Here is a 14,909-nt window from a genome sequence, read left to right as displayed (position 1 = left end):
CGGTGGCGCCCATAGGCTCGGCCTTCATCGGATGACTCCTTCCAGGTGGCGGGCACCCATCGGGTCGGCCTTCACAGGGTGACTCCTTCCAGGTGGCAGGCGACCTTGTGATCGGCGCCGAGCAGGGCGGGCCGCTCCGCCGCGCAGACCTCCATGGCCGAGGGGCAGCGCGGGTGGAAGCGGCAGCCGGACGGGGGCTCGAGCGGTGACGGCGGGCTGCCGGGGATGGCGCGCAGGCGCCCGCCCGTCTCCTGGACTGCGCCCGGCGCGGAGTCCAGCAGGCCGCGGGTGTACGGGTGCCGGGTGTCCTTGAAGACGGCGCGCGAACGGGCGTGCTCGGCGGTCCGCCCGCCGTACATCACCAGGACCTCGTCCGCGATCCTGGCCACCACGCCGAGGTCGTGCGTGATCATGATGACCGCGAGTCCGCGTTCGGCCTGGATGCGCGCGATGAGCTCCAGGATCTGCGCCTGCACGGTCACGTCCAGCGCGGTGGTCGGCTCGTCGGCGATCAGCAGGTCGGGCTCGCAGGCCAGCGCCATCGCGATCATGACACGCTGCCGCATGCCGCCGGAGAAGCGGTGCTGGTGCTCCCCGGCCCTGCGCCGCGGCTCGGGGATGCCGACCTCGGCGAGCATCTCCACGGCCCGCTCCCGCGCGACCTTGCGCGAGGTACGGCGATGCAGCCGGTACGCCTCGGCGATCTGCTCCCCCACGGTGTAGAAGGGGTGCAGCGACGACAGCGGATCCTGGAAGATCATCGCCATCCTGCTGCCGCGCAGCCGCCGCAACTGCTCGGCGGGCGCGCCGACCAGTTCCTCGCCGTCGAACACGATCGACCCGGTGACAGCGGCGTCGCGGTGCAGCCCGAGCACCGCCAGCGAGGACACCGACTTGCCGGACCCCGACTCGCCGACGATGCCGAGCGTGCGCCCCCGCTGCACGCCGAAGCTGACCCCGTCGACCACCTGGATGTCGCCGAACGACACCGACAGGTCCTGTACCTGGAGAATCATGAGTACCTCACCCGGGGGTCGATCACCGCGTACACCAGGTCCACCAGCAGGTTGGCCAGCACGATGAAGAAGGCCGCCAGCAGCGTCGTGCCGAGGATGACCGGCTGGTCGGCCTTGACGATGCCGTCGTAGGCCAGCCGCCCGATGCCCGGCAGCCCGAACACCGTCTCGGTGATCATGGCTCCGGCCAGCAGGCCGCCGAGGTCCATGCCGAAGATGGTGACGATGGGCGTGACCGCGGCGCGCATGCCGTGCTTGGTGACCACGGTCCGCTCGTGCAGGCCCTTGGCGCGGGCGGTGCGGATGTACGGCTCGGCCATCGTCTCGATCATCTGGGCGCGGCTCAGCCTGGCGTACATCGCCGCGTACAGCGCGGCCAGCGTGACCCACGGCAGGATGAGGTTGCTCGCCCACGCCACCGGGTCCTCGGTCAGCTCGACATAGGCCGGGTAGGGCAGCAGCCCGGTCACCCTGACCGCGAACAGCAGCAGCAGCATCGCCACGAAGTAGACCGGCAGCGAGGCGGAGGTGAGGGTGGTGACCATGAGCGTCCGGTCCAGGGCGCTGCCGCGGCGCAGCGCGGAGATCACCCCGACGCTCAGGCCGATGACCAGCCAGAGCGCGGCGGCGCCGATGGCCAGCGAGACGCTGGTGCCCAGGCGGTCGATCAGCAGGTCCCACACCGGCAGCGAGTTCTGGTAGGAGAAGCCGAGGCAGGGGAAGCCGCACTCGACTCCGGCGGCCAGCGTGCGCCCGGCGAAGATGCCGACGACGTAGGCGCCGAACTGCTCCCAGACCGGCCGGTCGAGGCCCATCTGGGCGCGTACCTCGGCGACGCGTTCGGGCGTGCAGGTCTTGCCGCACGCCTGCACCGCGGGGTCGGACGGCACCACATAGAAGATCACGAAGGTCACCGCGCAGATGACCAGCAGGATCGCGGCCACGGCGCCGAGCCGCCGGAGCAGGTACAGGGTCATCGCCTGGCCCCCTTCGGGTCGATCGCGTCCCGCAGCGCGTCGCCGAGCAGCGTGAAGGCGAGCACGGTCAGGAACAGGCAGAGGCCGGGGACGATGAAGTACATCGGGTCGACCTCGTACCAGAGCATCGACTCCTGGATCATCTGCCCCCACGAGGCGGTCGGCGGGCGCACGCCGACGCCGAGGAACGACAGCGCGGCCTCGGTGCCGATGTTGGCCGGGATGGACAGGGTCGCGTAGACGAGGATCGGCGCGGTGATGTTCGGCAGGATCTCCCGGAACAGCAGCCCCCCGCCCATGGCGCCGCCGACGCGGGCCGCCTCGACGTACTCGCGGTGCTTGACGGTGATCGCCTGCCCGCGCACGATCCGCCCGATGTACGGCCAGCCGAACCCGCCCATGATGCACACCAGCAGCGTCACCCGGTCGCCGTCGGGGATCACCGAGATCAGCGCGATCATGAAGATGAGGCTGGGGAAGGACATGAGCAGGTCCATGACCCGGCTGATCGCCGCGTCCACCCAGCCGCCGAAGTAGCCGGCCAGCAGGCCGAACGTGGTGCCGAGGAGCACCGAGACGACGGTGGCGAGGGCGGAGATGAGCAGGGAGATGCGGGCGCCGTACACGATGCGGCTGAAGATGTCGCGCCCGCTGACCGGTTCGACGCCGAGCCAGTGCTCGGCGCTGATGCCGCCGAGCGCGCCCTTGGGCACGCCGGCCAGCTCCTTGTCGATGGCGGTGGGGTCGAAGTCGTAGGGCGACCAGCCGTTCAGCTTGGTCAGCAGTGGCGCGCTGAGGGCGATGAGCACGAACAGCGCGACGACGATCAGGCCGAACCGGGCCGCGCGGTCGCGGCGCAGCCGCTCCCACACCAGTCGCGAGGGCGAGCGCCCCGCGGCGGCCACGGGGGCCGCCGCGGGAGGGGCGAGCGCGGTCACGCGCGCTCACCCCGGTCGCCGAAACCGGTGTATCCGGTCACTTCTGCGTCACCCCGAGGACGGCGAAGTCGAGCTGGCCGGACCAGACCGGGTGGCCGAAGGCGCCGGTGACGTCCTTGCCGATCAGCAGCGGCTTGCGGTCCCAGGAGAACGGCACGGCCGGGGAGAGCTGCATGACCTGCTTGTCGAGGTCGATCCAGGCCTGCTGGGCGGCGGCGGTGTCGGTCATCGCCTGGATCTCGTCGATCCGTTTCTGGACGGCGTCGTCCTTGAACTGCCAGACGTTGCCCGAGTTGCCCTTCTCCACGATGGTGCGGCCGTCGAACAGCAGCGGCAGGAACGTCGCGCCGGACGGGTAGTCGGGGCACCAGCCGTAGGTGAACATGTCGGGGGTCTTGGCGGTGTCGCCGATGGTGTCGTAGAAGACCGACGGGTCGACGGGGTTGAGGGTCAGGTTGATGCCCGCCCGCTTGAGCGAGGCCTGCGCGGCCTCGCCGAGCGCCTTGTCGCCGGTGGAGATCGTCAGGCCGACGTCCAGCGTCTTGCCGCCGAGCAGCGCCTTGGCCTTCTCCACGTCGCCGTTGGGCGGGAGTTGGTAGACGTCCTGCTTCTGGCCGCCGGACATGGCGGGCGGCAGGTAGGAGGTGGCGATCTCGGTCATGCCGGGGCCGCCGCCCGCGGTCTGCATGGCCTGCTTGTCGAGCGCGAAGTGCACGGCCTGGCGCATCTTCGGGTCGTCGAAGGGCGCCTTGCTGGTGTTGAAGCCGAGCATGTCGGTGCAGCCGGAGATCTCGCTGACCAGGCGGGCCTTCACCTCCGGCTTGGGCAGCACCTTGGCCAGGCTGGCGGCCGAGGCGTCGGAGTAGGAGATCGCCGCGGAGTCCTCGCCGCGGCTGTCGATGAGCCGGTCGTCGATGACGGTCTGGCGCAGCCCCTGCTTGACCACGATCCGGTCGGGGTAGGCCTTGCGCACGGTGTCGGTGGCCGGGTCCCAGTGCTCGTTGCGGACCAGCACCATCTCCTTGCCCCGGTCGTAGATCTCGATCTTGTACGGGCCAGAGGAGAAGGGCCGGTTGTCGTACTGCGCGCCGGCCTCCTTCGACTCGGGCACGGGGGCGAAGGTGGGCAGCGTGACGGTGTAGGAGAACTCCGCGACGGGCCGCTTGAGCGTGAAGACGATCGTCTTGTCGTCGGGCGTCTGGATCGAGTCGAGGTGCTTGCCCTTGAGCGGTCCCTTGTAGTCCTCGCCGCCGGCCAGGTAGAGCTGGGCGTAGTTGGGGCCGCCCGGCAGTTCGGGGGCGAAGGAGCGCTCCACGTTGTACTTGATGTCCTGCGCCTTGACGGGTGTGCCGTCCTCGTACTTCACCCCGTCCTTGAGGGTGAAGGTCCACACCTTGCCGCCCTCGGTGGGGGTACCGAGGTCGGTGGCCAGGTCGGGGACGATCTCCGAGGCTTTGGCGCCCGGCTCGGCCTTGAACGTGGTGAGCGTGCGGTAGAGCAGCCGGATGCCGAAGTCCATCTGCGGCATGGTCCAGTTCCGGGTCGGGTCCAGGTGAGAGAAGTCCTGGTTGGACAGGATCGTCAGGGTCCCGCCCTTGGCCGGGGTGTCGCTCCCGCTCTTCGGTTCGGCAGCCTGCCCGCCGCCACCACAGGCGGCCACACCTAACAGGAGTCCGGCGACCAGCAGGGAAGTCCTCTTGGACATATCGTCACTCCACGTCTTCGGGGGTGTTGTGACACGTAACATAATAATGTGAAATAGTACTGACAAGAGTGCGTTACCAAGCCGTGTCCGACTTGGTGCCGCTCTAGAAGGTGAAGCCCTGACTCCGCACGCTGTTGTCGAAGTTGGAGACCAGCAGCTCGGGCTCGCCCACCGAGCGGATCTCCGGAAGCCTGGTGAGCAGTTCGCGGAACATCGCGCGCATCTCCTGCCTGGCCAGGTTCGCGCCCAGGCAGAAGTGCGGGCCCGGACCGCCGAAGCCGACGTGCGGCTTGGTGTCGCGGGTGATGTCGAAGTCGTCGGGGTCGGCGAAGACCGATTCGTCGCGGTTGGCCGAGCCGTAGAACAGCACGACCTTGTCGCCCTTCTTCAGCTCCAGGCCGCGCAGCGAGTAGTCCTCGGTCACCGTACGGCGGAACTGCATGATCGGCGAGACGAAGCGGACCATCTCCTCGATCGCGCCGTTGATGTGCGCGTCGTAGTCGCTCATCAGCAGCTCACGCTGGGCCGGGTGGTCGGTGAGCAGCTTGACGCCGTGCGCCATGGTGTTGCGCGCGGTCTCGTTGCCCGCCACCAGCAGCAGCGAGAAGAACGAGCCGAGCTCCTTGTCGGTCAGCTTCTCCCCGTCGGGGTTGGCGGTGACCAGCAGCGAGACCAGGTCGCCCTGCGGGTCGGCCATGCGCTCGTGACCGAGCTTGATCACCATGCGCTGCAGGGCGAACAGGGCCAGCATGTTCTGACCCGCCATCTTCACGCTGTGCGCCAGGCTCGGGCGCAGGCCGGTGTACGCGGTAGAGATGTCGACGTGCTCGTGCACCTTGGCGCGCAGCTCGTCGGGGATGTTCATCATGTCGCAGATGACGTGGATGGGCAGCCGGGCGGCGACCTGGGCGACGAAGTCGCGCGGCCCCTGGGCCATCACGTCGTCGACGATGCGGCGGCAGGCCGCGTCGATGTCGCCCTGCAGGTTCTGCAGCATGCGCGGGCTGAAGGAGCGGGTGACGATGCGGCGCAGCCGGGCGTGCCGGGGGTCGTCCATGTTGACCATCGACTCGCCGAACACCTGCTTGACCCAGCCGGGCGGCTCGGGGTTGGTGACGGCGGGCTCGCTGGAGAAGATCTTGGCGTTGCGGCTGGCCTCGACCACGTCGGCGTGCCGGACGAGGGCGTAGAAGCCCTGTCCCGAGCGGAGCAGCGGCACCCGCTTCTCGGGGAAGAACACCGGATGTTCGAGTTGCCGGAGCTGGGCGAACGCCTCGTACCGCTCCTTGAGGGGCTTGCGCCAGAACGCCAAATCTGCCAGGTCGATGTCCATTGCCACCTACATATCCTGGCACGTTCTTCCGGATGGGCTGATACGGTCACCCGAAGTTCAGCGGGCCTGGACAGCTTGCAGTCATGAGCATGTCCATTCTCGCCGCCGCCTGCCTCACCCTCCCCCTGTTCTGCCCCGGCGCGAGCGCCGCCGTCCGCGTCTGCGGCACCCCTTCCGACTTCGACGGCGACGGCCTGGCCGACCTCGCCGTGGCCGCGCCGTACGCGACCGTGGGCGGCCGCACCCGCGCCGGAACCGTCACGATCCTGTACGGCTCGCGCCGCCACGAGGTCCTCTCCCAGGACTCCCCCGGCGTGCCCGGCGCGGCGGAGAACGGCGACTCCTTCGGCTCCGCGCTCGCCGTGGGCGACTTCGACGGCGACCGCTGCGCCGACCTCGCGGTCGGGGCGTCGGAGGAGTTCACCGGCCCCGCCCGGCCGGGAGCGGACGGCAACGGGGTCGTCCAGCTCTTCCACGGCTCGACCGCGGGCCTGCGTCCCGGCCGGGTGATCAGCCTGCCCAGGCCGTCCGGCGACCGCTTCGGCGCCGCGCTCGCCGCCGGAGACCTGGACGGCGACGGCGACGACGAACTGGCCGCCGGGGCGCCGTCACGCGGCCGGGGCGGCGCGGTGGCCGTGCTGTTCGGCAAAGGGCGCGAGATCACCCAGGAGACCTCCTGGGTGGGGCAGCGCGCGCTGGTCACCGACCAGTTCGGCGCGGCGCTGGCGACCGGCGACTTCGACGGCGACGGGCGCGACGAACTGGCCGTAGGCGCGCCCGCCGACAGCGTGACGACCGACGGGCAGGGCTCGGTCACCGTCCTGGACCCGGTGCGCCGCCGCGCGGTCCTGCTCACCCAGGACAGCCCGTGGATCAAGGGGGTGGCCGAGAAGTGGGACGCCTTCGGCGCCTCCCTCGCGGCGGCCGACTTCGACGCCGACGGCCGCGACGACCTGGCCGTGGGCGCGCCCGGCGAGGGCCTGAGCGCGAACCAGCGGGCCATGGACTACGGCGACGGCATGGTGCACGTCGTGTACGGCACGCGCACCGGCCTGCGCACCGCGCGCAGCGAGGCGTGGACGCAGCGCCCGCTCAAGGGCGAGCCGCGCTACTCCGACCGGTTCGGCGCCGCGCTGGCCACCGGCGACTTCAACGGCGACGGGGACGCCGAGCTGGCCGTCGGCGTGCCCGGCGAGAGCGCGGTACAGGTGCTGGCGGGCACCCGCGCGGGCGGCCTGACCAGCCGGGGCAACCTCCTGATCAAGGGCCGGGGCCGCGACTTCGGCGCCTCCCTCGCCACCTCGCCGGGCCGCGGCCGGACGCCGGGCGCGCTGGTGGTCGCCGCGCCGGGCAGCGGCGTCGTCACGCTCATCCCCGGCACCCGCCAACCGGGCCCCCACCCGGGCCTGCGCCCGCGCGAGACCCGCAGGCTGGGCACCGGCCCCGGCCTGTACGGCTACGCCTTCGGCGGCTGATCAGCAGGGCGCTTAATTCGTGAGCAGTGGCGCCAGGTCGGCGGCCTCGCGGAAGTGGATGCCGACCAGGCCGAGGCGCTCGGCGGCCTCGATGTTCGCCAGCCGGTCGTCGACGAACGTCACCTCGCCCGGCTCCGCGCCCAGCCCCTCGAGCACCGCCCGGTAGATCGCCTCGCCCGGTTTGACCAGGCCCATCCGGCCGCTGTAGAAGCGCGGCGCGATCCCGTCCATCCACGGCTGCCGGTCGATGCCGTCGGCCATACTGGCGGGCGCGTTGGACAGCAGGGCGACCCGGCCGGGCAACCGTCCAAGAATCTCAAGAGTGTCATGGTTCGGATGGGTCCAGCTTGCGATGTCCAGCTCGACGAGCCGTTCCACCTCACCGGGCTCGGCGTCGCGGTCGAGGACGAACGTCCAGTAGGCGGCGTCGGTGAGCGTGCCTCTGTCGTACTCCGGGCGGTGCTTCCAGTACGCCTGGGCGAAGGCGTCGCGGTCGGCCCCGGCGGTGTCGGCCATGGCGTCGCGTTCCGCCTTCGGCTGGTCGAGGGAGATGACGTTTCCGTAGTCGAAGAGCACCCAAGTCATGATCTCAGCCTATGCGCGGACTCCTGCGCGGGCAGCGTGAGGCGTTGGGCGGTCTTCGCCGGAGCTCCCTTCCGCGAGATGTAGTCGAGGGTCCGGAAATCCACCGACATCTCGGTGGCGGTCAGGTGGCAGACGATGTACCCCCTGCGCTGGTCGAGGTAGGAGATGTGCGGGTTCTCGGCCAGCGCCTCGGCCACCCACGCCCGGTCCCGGTAGCCGTCGCCGTCGCTGGCGATGGAGGAGGCCACCAGCTCCGTCGCCACCACCGGTGAGTCCGGGTCGTCGAAGTCGGGCTTGAGCTGGGCCGCGTGGTGCATGTGGGCGTCACCGGTGAGCACCACGGGGTTGGAGACGCCGCGCAGCCCGTTGAGCAGCCTGGTCCGCTCGGGCGCGTACCCGTCCCAGGAGTCCAGGTTCACCTCGCGGCCGGGACCGACCTTGTAGTCGCGCTGGGTCATCAGGATCTGCTGCCCGATCAGGTTCCAGCCGGTGTCCGAGGCCGCCAGGCCACCTTCCAGCCAGCGCCACTGGTCGGCGCCGAGCAGGGTACGGCGGGCCGACAGCCGCTCGTCGCAGGCGGCCCGCACGCCGTCCAGGCACGCCTGGTCGTCGCGGAACTGCCGGGTGTCCAGCAGGTGGAAGCGGGCCAGCGTCCCCCAGGAGACCCGCCGGTTGACCCGGAGCACCGCGCCCCGCAGGCTCCCCCGGCGCAGCGGCATGTTCTCGTAGTAGGCCTGGAACGCGGCGGCCCTGCGCCGGTCGAAGGCGGGCGCCCCGGTGCTGGAGACCGGACCGGCCCAGTTGTTCTCCAGCTCGTGGTCGTCGAAGGAGACCAGCCACGGCGCGGCGGCGTGCGCGAGCTGCAGGTCGGGGTCGCTCTTGTACTGCGCGTGCCGCAGCCGGTAGTCGGCCAGCGTGGCGCATTTGCCGGGCGTGTGCGTGCGCACCCGGCCCGCCAGGGCGGTGTAGCCGCTCGGGCCGTACTCGTAGAGGTAGTCGCCCAGGTGCAGCACCAGGTCGGGTTCCTGTTCGGCCAGGCGGCGGTAGGCGGTGTAGAAGCCGTGCTCGTAGTGCGCGCACGCGGCGACGGCGAAGGTGAGCGGCTGCCCTCCCGCGGGCGTCGTCCTGGTACGGCCCACGGGTGAGAGCCTGCCCTCGGTTCTGAAGCGGTAGAAGTACTCCCGTCCCGGTTCGAGGCCGTCGAGTTCGACGTGCACGCTGTGGGCCTGCTTCCAGCGGGCGGTCGCCGTACCGGAGCGGAGGATCTTCGAGAAGCGTTCGTCGGCGGCGACCTGCCAGTCCACGGCGACGTCGCGGACCGGCATGCCACCGCGGCCGTTGACGCCGAGCGGGTCGAGGGCCAGGCGGGTCCAGATCACGAACCCGCCGATGGACGGGTCGCCCGAGGCGACGCCGAGCGTGAAGGGGTCGCCGGCCAGTGTCCTCGCGGTCTTGGCGGGGACGAACAGGGTCGCGGCGGCTGCGGCGAGAAAGGCTCTGCGTTCCACGCCCCAGGTATGTCCGGCCCCGCTGACCGGGTCGTGACACCCGAGTCAAGCGAGGATGAACTCAAACTGCCAGGTAGGGGCGCAGCGGCTCGTTCAGCGCGCCGCAGCCCAGGTACTTCTCCGCCGTGTGGAAATCCAGCCAGTCGAGGTTGACCTGCAGCTCCTGGTCGACGCCGGTGAAGCTGTCGCGCAGCCCCGGCGGGATGGCCGCGATGTCGTCCTTGTCGGCGATGTTCACCCAGCGCCTGACGCCCTTGGGCCGTTCGCCACGGCCGTTGATCGGTGCGGGCAACAGGCGCTCGAACACCACGTTGCGCATGCCCAGCGGGCTTCCGAGGGTGATGAGCAGGTCGATCTCGAGGTCGGGGTTGGCCCACAGGGTCTCGTAGGCGACGACGCTGCCGAGCGAGTGCGCGATCAGCACCTTGGGGTGGTGGCGGCGTACCGCCTCGGCGACCTCCCGCTGGCAGCGCTCGCGCCTGGCCTGGTCGGTGAGGTAGGCGGCGACCTCGGGGCAGAACAGCGCCGCGAAGGCCGCCGCCCTGCCGTCCAGCCGCTCCAGCACCCAGCTCGTGAACGCCTTCAGCGCCCCGGTGATCGGCTCCCCGAACCCCACCTCCCTGGCCCAGGCGGCGAACACCTGCTGGGCCGGCTCCTCCATCTTCGCCACCGCCTTGACCGCCTCACCCTTGGCGTCGACGAGGTGGTGCGAGAAGTAGGCGACCTCCTTGATGTACGGCCCCGCGCCGCCTCCCAGCCCCGCCCCCAGGTAGCGGTCCCACTTGAGCCGCATGGCCTCGGCGGCCCCCACGGCCGAGTTACCCGCCTGACGGTAGTACTTGTACTTCCCGATGCCGTGCACGCCGACGATGGCCCCCACAGCCCCTCCCCACAATTCGCCCCGCTTTTTCGGCTGATCGTTGCATATGTCGGCCGAGGGCTGTCGTCAACTCTTGGGCGGTTCGCCGGGAAATCCTGTTGCCGGTGGCATGGAGCGGCCGGATACGGTGAGGATCGGATTCACGACAAGGAGCACATCGCCATGCCAGGGCCGCTGATCGTCAACGACTCGGTCGTCATTCCGGACGGCGAGCTCGTCTGGCGTTTCTCGCGGTCGTCCGGGCCTGGCGGGCAGGGCGTGAACACCACCGACAGCCGCGTGGAGCTCACCTTCGACCTCTCCGCCACGACCGCCTTGCCGGACCCGCTCAAGGCCCGCGCCCTGGAGCGCCTCGGCGGGCCGCTCATCACGATCGCGGCCTCGGAGTTCCGCTCCCAGTTGCGCAACCGGGAGGCGGCCGAGCAGCGCCTGGCCCAGCGCCTCCGCGAGGCGATCGCCCCACCGCCCAAGCGACGCCGGCCGACAAAGCCAAGCCGGGGCGCGGTGGAACGCAGGATCTCCGCCAAGAAACTCCGCTCCGACGTCAAACGCCTGCGCCGCGACCCTTAGTAGTCGACTTCGGAAGTCCTTCGGGGATTGACGTGAGAGCCGATCGCGTGGGTGGGCTGGGTTCAGCGGTCAGTGTTGGCCACGTATAGATCGCAGACGAAGTCGAGGGCGTGTTCGGCATGGTCACCTCCCTACGGGGAGGTGACCGGCAGTGCGCTGGGCTTCCGCGATGCGGGCGGGGTGGTGCCCGAGGCGGCGGCGGGGTCGAGAGCGTACACGTTGCCGCTGCCGCTCGCATAGACGAGCCCGCCGGCGACGACGGGGCCGATCGCCGTTCTGCTGCCGGTGCTCACGCGCCACCTGCGCGCGCCCGTCACAGCGTCCAGTGAGTGAACGGCTTTGTCGCCCTCCGCGTACACGGTGCCCGCGTGCGCGATCGGGGCGGAGGCGCTGTCGCCTCCCACCGGCGTACTCCACAGTTCCACACCTGAGGCCGCGTCCAGGGCGCGGACGATGCCGCCGGGCCCGGCCAGGTAGAGGCGACTCCCGGAGACGGTCACGGGCGCGAGCGGATAGGTGATGCCGGTCGGGAAGGTCCACCGCTTCTTGCCGGTACGGGCGTCGAGCGCGTGCAGGGTGCCCGCCGAGTCCCTGGCGTAGAGGGCGGTGCCGGCAAGTATCGGGGCGGAGATGACACCGTTGCCGACATGGGTGCTCCAGCGTTCTGCGCCGGAGGCGGCGTCCAGCGCTCGGACTCGGCCGCCGGTGACGGCGTAGACGGCCTTCCCCGCTGGTGTCACGTCCGCGTCGGTGCGCGCGCTCCATCGACGGTGGCCGGTGGCGGTCTCCAGCGCGTCCACGGTGCCCTTTCCGCTGGAGACATAGACGACGCCGTCGCCGATCGCGAGATGCTCGTTGCCGAAACAGCCGCGCTCGCCGGAACGCCGCGGCCGCCGCCCGGAGGCCGCGTCCAGCATGACGATCTCCTTGCGGGTGCAGAAGACAACGCGTCCCGCCGCCACGGTGAACCTGTCGATCCGCTTGCCCTGGTACCGCCATTTCTGACGGCCCGTGCGGGCGTCGAAGACGTGCAGGACGGACCCGCCCGAGACGTAGACCTGGCCATCGACGACCTGAAACGCCGTCACGAAGTCGCTGATCGTGCGGGCCCAGCGCGGGCGGCCGGAGGAAGCGTCCAGGGCGTAGACCCGGCCGCCGCCGGAGGCGTAGACGCCGTCGCCGGTCACCACGGGTGCGCCTTGCACGTCGCCGTCCGTGGGGAAACTCCAGCGCACCTGGGGAAGGGCCGTCGGCGAGGGCCGGGGAAGCCCGTGGCGGGCCAGCAGCTCGTCCCGTACCACCGGGGCCAGGAGCCTGAGCGCCGGGCGCGAGACGGAGGCTAACCGGACGATCACCGGCCCCACGCCGACGACGGCTTCCGGCGCGCTGCCGGTGCCGGTGGCGGTGGACTGGAGATAGTCGAGCAGGTACGGATCCTCCGTGACCGGGTCGTAGGCAGAATTCTGCTTGATGGAGGCGGTCTCCGCGGCGAAAATCCGTCGCGCGGCGGCGTCGGAGTGCGACACCCAGTCCACCGAGACGGAGATGACAGGGGCGTCGTCCGTGGGCGGGATCCAGTCGCACTGGACGGGCTTGGGCAGCGGCCACCCGAGCAGAGCCCGCCTCACCGGCCTGGGTACGTAGCCGTCTGCCAGAGGGCGTAGGTCGGCGGCGCTCAGCAGGTCGCACGCGTCCGGCCAGGCGTCGCGCGGAACGTCGCCGAACAGATGGCGCCCCGTCGCGGCCCCGTACGTCAGGGTGTAGGCGGTGACGCGCCCGCCGGACCGCACGAACGCCAGGTCCCCTGCCGTCCCCACGAGGGAGGCGCCCACACCGGGCACGTCGAGCGGCAGGGCGTGCAGGCGTCCCGTGGCAAGGTCGAGGGAGGTCAGGAACGCCGGCAGCGGCCACCCGATCGGCCTGATCATGAGCGTGCCGCCGTCGCCCTCGGCGGGGAGACCGCCGACGTGGATCGGCTCGGTCCACCGGCCGCCCCGCACCGAGCCGGCGGGGGTCAGCGATTCCTGGAAGGTGGACAGCCGCCGGCCGTCCGGCGCGTAGAACGCGGCGAATTCGTCGGCCATGACCTCGGCGTACCCGTCGCCGCTGACGGTGAGGGCAAGCCTGGGCGGGTCGCCGACCTGCGTCGAGGTCGGGAAGGTGAGCTCGGGCGGGGGCAACGTACGCGTCCAGACGGGCCGCAGTGTGGCCGGATCCACGGATGAGAGCCGGACTCGGTTGCCCGCGCAGTAGTCGAGCAGCAGCACCGAGCGGGCACCCTTCTCGGCGACCAGGTCGCAATGCCGCTCGTGCACAGTGCTCGCCAGGGTTCTGCCCGAGCGCAGGTCCAGGGACAGGAGGGTGAGGGGTTCGAGTCGCCGCTCAGCGAGCACGACGCCGCGCTCGGTCACCATGATCCGCGGCCCGGTGTAGGCGCCGGTGCCGGGCTCGCGCCCCTCGACGACGAGGCCGACGGCGTGCCGCCACAACGCCGCGCCCGTGGCCAGGTCGTACGCCTGGAGCGTCTGACCATCACCTTCCCCGTCCTCGGTGAGCACCACGAGGGTGCCGGACGCCAGCCACACCCCGGCCACGGTCGCGCCGGAGGTCGTGAAGGTGCGGGTCAGTGTGCCGGTACGGGCGTCATGGACGCGCACCGCGCCATCGTCGGCGGCCATGGCCAGCGCCTGCGCGGATGCGCCGTAGTGCGGGGTCGCGTAGCGCCAGTTCACCGGGTTGGCGTCGGCGGGCGCCGTCCACGCCGTACGCCACCCGATTGGCACAGGACCGTCGCTGGGGGCGTCGGCAGCCGGCGTCACCAGGAGCAGCGCCGTCAGCAGGGCGGCGGCGGCCCGCGCGGTCAGCATGCCACCACGGCCGTGCAGACCTGGTCGGTGGAGGCCGGCGCCCAGCCACCGGTCTCCAATCTGCTGTAGGTGCTGCGGTAGGAGTCGGCGGGGCCCGTCAGCCGGAACGGAACGCCTCCCGGCCCGTTGATCACGACCTGCTCGGACTGGTCCCCGGCCAGTACCGTGGCCACGAGATCGAACTCGTAGTAGGCCGACTTGCCAGTGATCGACAGACTGAGTGTGACTCTTTCATCCCGTTTCAGGTCGATCTGCTTTTTCGTGAAGTACGCGGTGCGCGGGTCCTTCTTCGCGGCGAAGTGGATCGGCCGTCGGTCGAGGTCGGCGACGAGTTCGACCGTGCCGACCTCCCCGGCGGTGCCCTGGCGCAGCAGGGCGCCGTCGGCGGGCGGCGCGCGCAGGAGCACCCGCGGCCTGACGTCGATGATGCGCAGGCTGCTGCGGTTGCCAGTCAGGACGACGGTGACGTTCATGTCCCCGATCGTGGCGACGTGGTGGCGGGCCAGCACGGCCGCGACGTCGGCGTCGTCCACCGCCTTGCCCAGCAGGGTCGCGCGGTCCTGGGGGCCGGTCACGGGCTCTCTCAGCACGAGTGGACGCTCCCTCAGGTCCGCGGCCACATGCCCGATCGTCAGCGGCGGTGCGCCACCGATGCTGTCGACGGCGTCGGTCCCGCTGGCGGTGTACCAGGCGGTGAACACCACGCCGATCGCGGCGATGAGCACGGCGCTGACGATCCCGGCCAGCCACGTACGCGCGGCCTTCCAGCCACTGACTGAGGCTTCTCCCTGCGCCGGGTTGCCGTCCTTGTTCGCCGTACCCTTCGTCCGTGTCTTGCCCTGGCGTCGTCTGGCCATGACCGTCTTCCCGGTGGGCGTGGATGCGTAGGTTCCGCTACGAGTATGCCCGCTCGGCGCCTACTGATCATCGCAAAGCGGGCCTGCCCCCCGAAGGATTTACGAGGCAGACCACTTAGTACTCCACCGGCAGTGGCACACCGAGGGCGTGCACCGGCGGCCGGGAGTTGCATCTCCCGCAGCAGTCGTGGGCCTTCC

At 70.8% G+C, this 14,909-nt stretch carries 12 protein-coding genes; 2 read left to right on the top strand and 10 right to left on the bottom strand.

Annotated features, from left to right (window positions below):
• Positions 1 to 71 precede the first annotated feature (71 nt).
• The 5 genes from ABZ911_RS11570 to ABZ911_RS11550 all read right to left on the bottom strand — a co-directional run bounded on the left by ABZ911_RS11570 (position 72) and on the right by ABZ911_RS11550 (position 5,969).
• The gene (locus tag ABZ911_RS11570; protein WP_358054445.1) at positions 72 to 1,016 is read right to left on the bottom strand and encodes an ABC transporter ATP-binding protein; all 945 of its coding nucleotides are present in this window, start codon (positions 1,014 to 1,016) and stop codon (positions 72 to 74) included.
• Complete coding sequence (locus tag ABZ911_RS11565; protein WP_358054444.1) at positions 1,013 to 1,993, bottom strand: ABC transporter permease; 981 nt, start codon at positions 1,991 to 1,993, stop codon at positions 1,013 to 1,015. Before ABZ911_RS11565 ends, ABZ911_RS11570 begins: the two co-directional genes overlap by 4 nt.
• Positions 1,990 to 2,931 (bottom strand): ABC transporter permease, encoded by a 942-nt coding sequence (locus tag ABZ911_RS11560; protein ID WP_358054443.1) that lies wholly within the window; start codon positions 2,929 to 2,931, stop codon positions 1,990 to 1,992. Before ABZ911_RS11560 ends, ABZ911_RS11565 begins: the two co-directional genes overlap by 4 nt.
• Positions 2,932 to 2,968: 37 nt before the next feature.
• Positions 2,969 to 4,636: an ABC transporter substrate-binding protein gene (locus tag ABZ911_RS11555; protein ID WP_358054442.1), complete on the bottom strand. Its 1,668-nt coding sequence runs from the start codon at positions 4,634 to 4,636 to the stop codon at positions 2,969 to 2,971.
• A gap of 103 nt (positions 4,637 to 4,739) precedes the next feature.
• On the bottom strand, positions 4,740 to 5,969 hold the full coding sequence (locus ABZ911_RS11550; protein WP_358054505.1) for a cytochrome P450: 1,230 nt from the start codon (positions 5,967 to 5,969) through the stop codon (positions 4,740 to 4,742).
• 83 nt (positions 5,970 to 6,052) lie between these two features.
• Here ABZ911_RS11550 and ABZ911_RS11545 point away from each other — a divergent pair, with 83 nt between their 5' ends.
• Positions 6,053 to 7,444 carry an FG-GAP repeat protein gene (locus ABZ911_RS11545; protein WP_358054441.1) on the top strand — a complete coding sequence of 464 codons (1,392 nt, stop codon included), beginning with the start codon at positions 6,053 to 6,055 and terminating at the stop codon, positions 7,442 to 7,444.
• Between the two features lie 12 nt (positions 7,445 to 7,456).
• On the opposite strand, the gene ABZ911_RS11540 is transcribed toward ABZ911_RS11545, so the two are convergent.
• From ABZ911_RS11540 to ABZ911_RS11530, 3 genes are all read right to left on the bottom strand, one after another.
• The gene (locus tag ABZ911_RS11540) at positions 7,457 to 8,029 is read right to left on the bottom strand and encodes an HAD-IA family hydrolase (RefSeq protein ID WP_358054440.1); all 573 of its coding nucleotides are present in this window, start codon (positions 8,027 to 8,029) and stop codon (positions 7,457 to 7,459) included.
• Complete coding sequence (locus tag ABZ911_RS11535) at positions 8,026 to 9,537, bottom strand: alkaline phosphatase D family protein (RefSeq protein ID WP_358054439.1); 1,512 nt, start codon at positions 9,535 to 9,537, stop codon at positions 8,026 to 8,028. The genes ABZ911_RS11540 and ABZ911_RS11535 overlap by 4 nt, the downstream gene beginning before the upstream one ends.
• Positions 9,538 to 9,598: 61 nt before the next feature.
• The gene (locus ABZ911_RS11530; RefSeq protein ID WP_358054438.1) at positions 9,599 to 10,417 is read right to left on the bottom strand and encodes a hypothetical protein; all 819 of its coding nucleotides are present in this window, start codon (positions 10,415 to 10,417) and stop codon (positions 9,599 to 9,601) included.
• 162 nt (positions 10,418 to 10,579) lie between these two features.
• On the opposite strand from ABZ911_RS11530, the gene arfB reads away from it, so the two are divergent.
• Positions 10,580 to 10,987 (top strand): alternative ribosome rescue aminoacyl-tRNA hydrolase ArfB, encoded by a 408-nt coding sequence (arfB, locus tag ABZ911_RS11525; RefSeq protein ID WP_358054437.1) that lies wholly within the window; start codon positions 10,580 to 10,582, stop codon positions 10,985 to 10,987.
• Positions 10,988 to 11,118: 131 nt separating this feature from the next.
• On the opposite strand, the gene ABZ911_RS11520 is transcribed toward arfB, so the two are convergent.
• Together ABZ911_RS11520 and ABZ911_RS11515 are read right to left on the bottom strand one after the other, a co-directional pair.
• A complete protein-coding gene (locus tag ABZ911_RS11520) occupies positions 11,119 to 13,854 on the bottom strand; it encodes a PQQ-binding-like beta-propeller repeat protein (RefSeq protein WP_358054436.1) in 2,736 nt (911 codons plus the stop codon).
• Positions 13,848 to 14,711 carry a hypothetical protein gene (locus ABZ911_RS11515; RefSeq protein WP_358054435.1) on the bottom strand — a complete coding sequence of 288 codons (864 nt, stop codon included), beginning with the start codon at positions 14,709 to 14,711 and terminating at the stop codon, positions 13,848 to 13,850. Before ABZ911_RS11515 ends, ABZ911_RS11520 begins: the two co-directional genes overlap by 7 nt.
• Positions 14,712 to 14,909: the final 198 nt, after the last annotated feature.

Source organism: Nonomuraea sp. NPDC046570, from assembly GCF_040645915.1.
Lineage (GTDB): Bacteria > Actinomycetota > Actinomycetes > Streptosporangiales > Streptosporangiaceae > Nonomuraea.
The sequence above is the reverse complement of the archived record's forward strand: the minus strand, read 5'-3'. Positions and strand labels throughout refer to the sequence as shown.

What these genes read in the sequence shown, in the direction of transcription:
- ABZ911_RS11570 (WP_358054445.1), bottom strand. Translation starts at nt 1,016, where the DNA reads ATGATTCTCCAGGTACAGGACCTGTCGGTGTCGTTCGGCGACATCCAG.
- ABZ911_RS11565 (WP_358054444.1), bottom strand. Translation starts at nt 1,993, where the DNA reads ATGACCCTGTACCTGCTCCGGCGGCTCGGCGCCGTGGCCGCGATCCTG.
- ABZ911_RS11555 (WP_358054442.1), bottom strand. Translation starts at nt 4,636, where the DNA reads ATGTCCAAGAGGACTTCCCTGCTGGTCGCCGGACTCCTGTTAGGTGTG.
- ABZ911_RS11550 (WP_358054505.1), bottom strand. Translation starts at nt 5,969, where the DNA reads ATGGACATCGACCTGGCAGATTTGGCGTTCTGGCGCAAGCCCCTCAAG.
- ABZ911_RS11545 (WP_358054441.1), top strand. Translation starts at nt 6,053, where the DNA reads ATGAGCATGTCCATTCTCGCCGCCGCCTGCCTCACCCTCCCCCTGTTC.
- ABZ911_RS11540 (WP_358054440.1), bottom strand. Translation starts at nt 8,029, where the DNA reads ATGACTTGGGTGCTCTTCGACTACGGAAACGTCATCTCCCTCGACCAG.
- arfB (WP_358054437.1), top strand. Translation starts at nt 10,580, where the DNA reads ATGCCAGGGCCGCTGATCGTCAACGACTCGGTCGTCATTCCGGACGGC.
- ABZ911_RS11520 (WP_358054436.1), bottom strand. Translation starts at nt 13,854, where the DNA reads ATGCTGACCGCGCGGGCCGCCGCCGCCCTGCTGACGGCGCTGCTCCTG.
- ABZ911_RS11515 (WP_358054435.1), bottom strand. Translation starts at nt 14,711, where the DNA reads ATGGCCAGACGACGCCAGGGCAAGACACGGACGAAGGGTACGGCGAAC.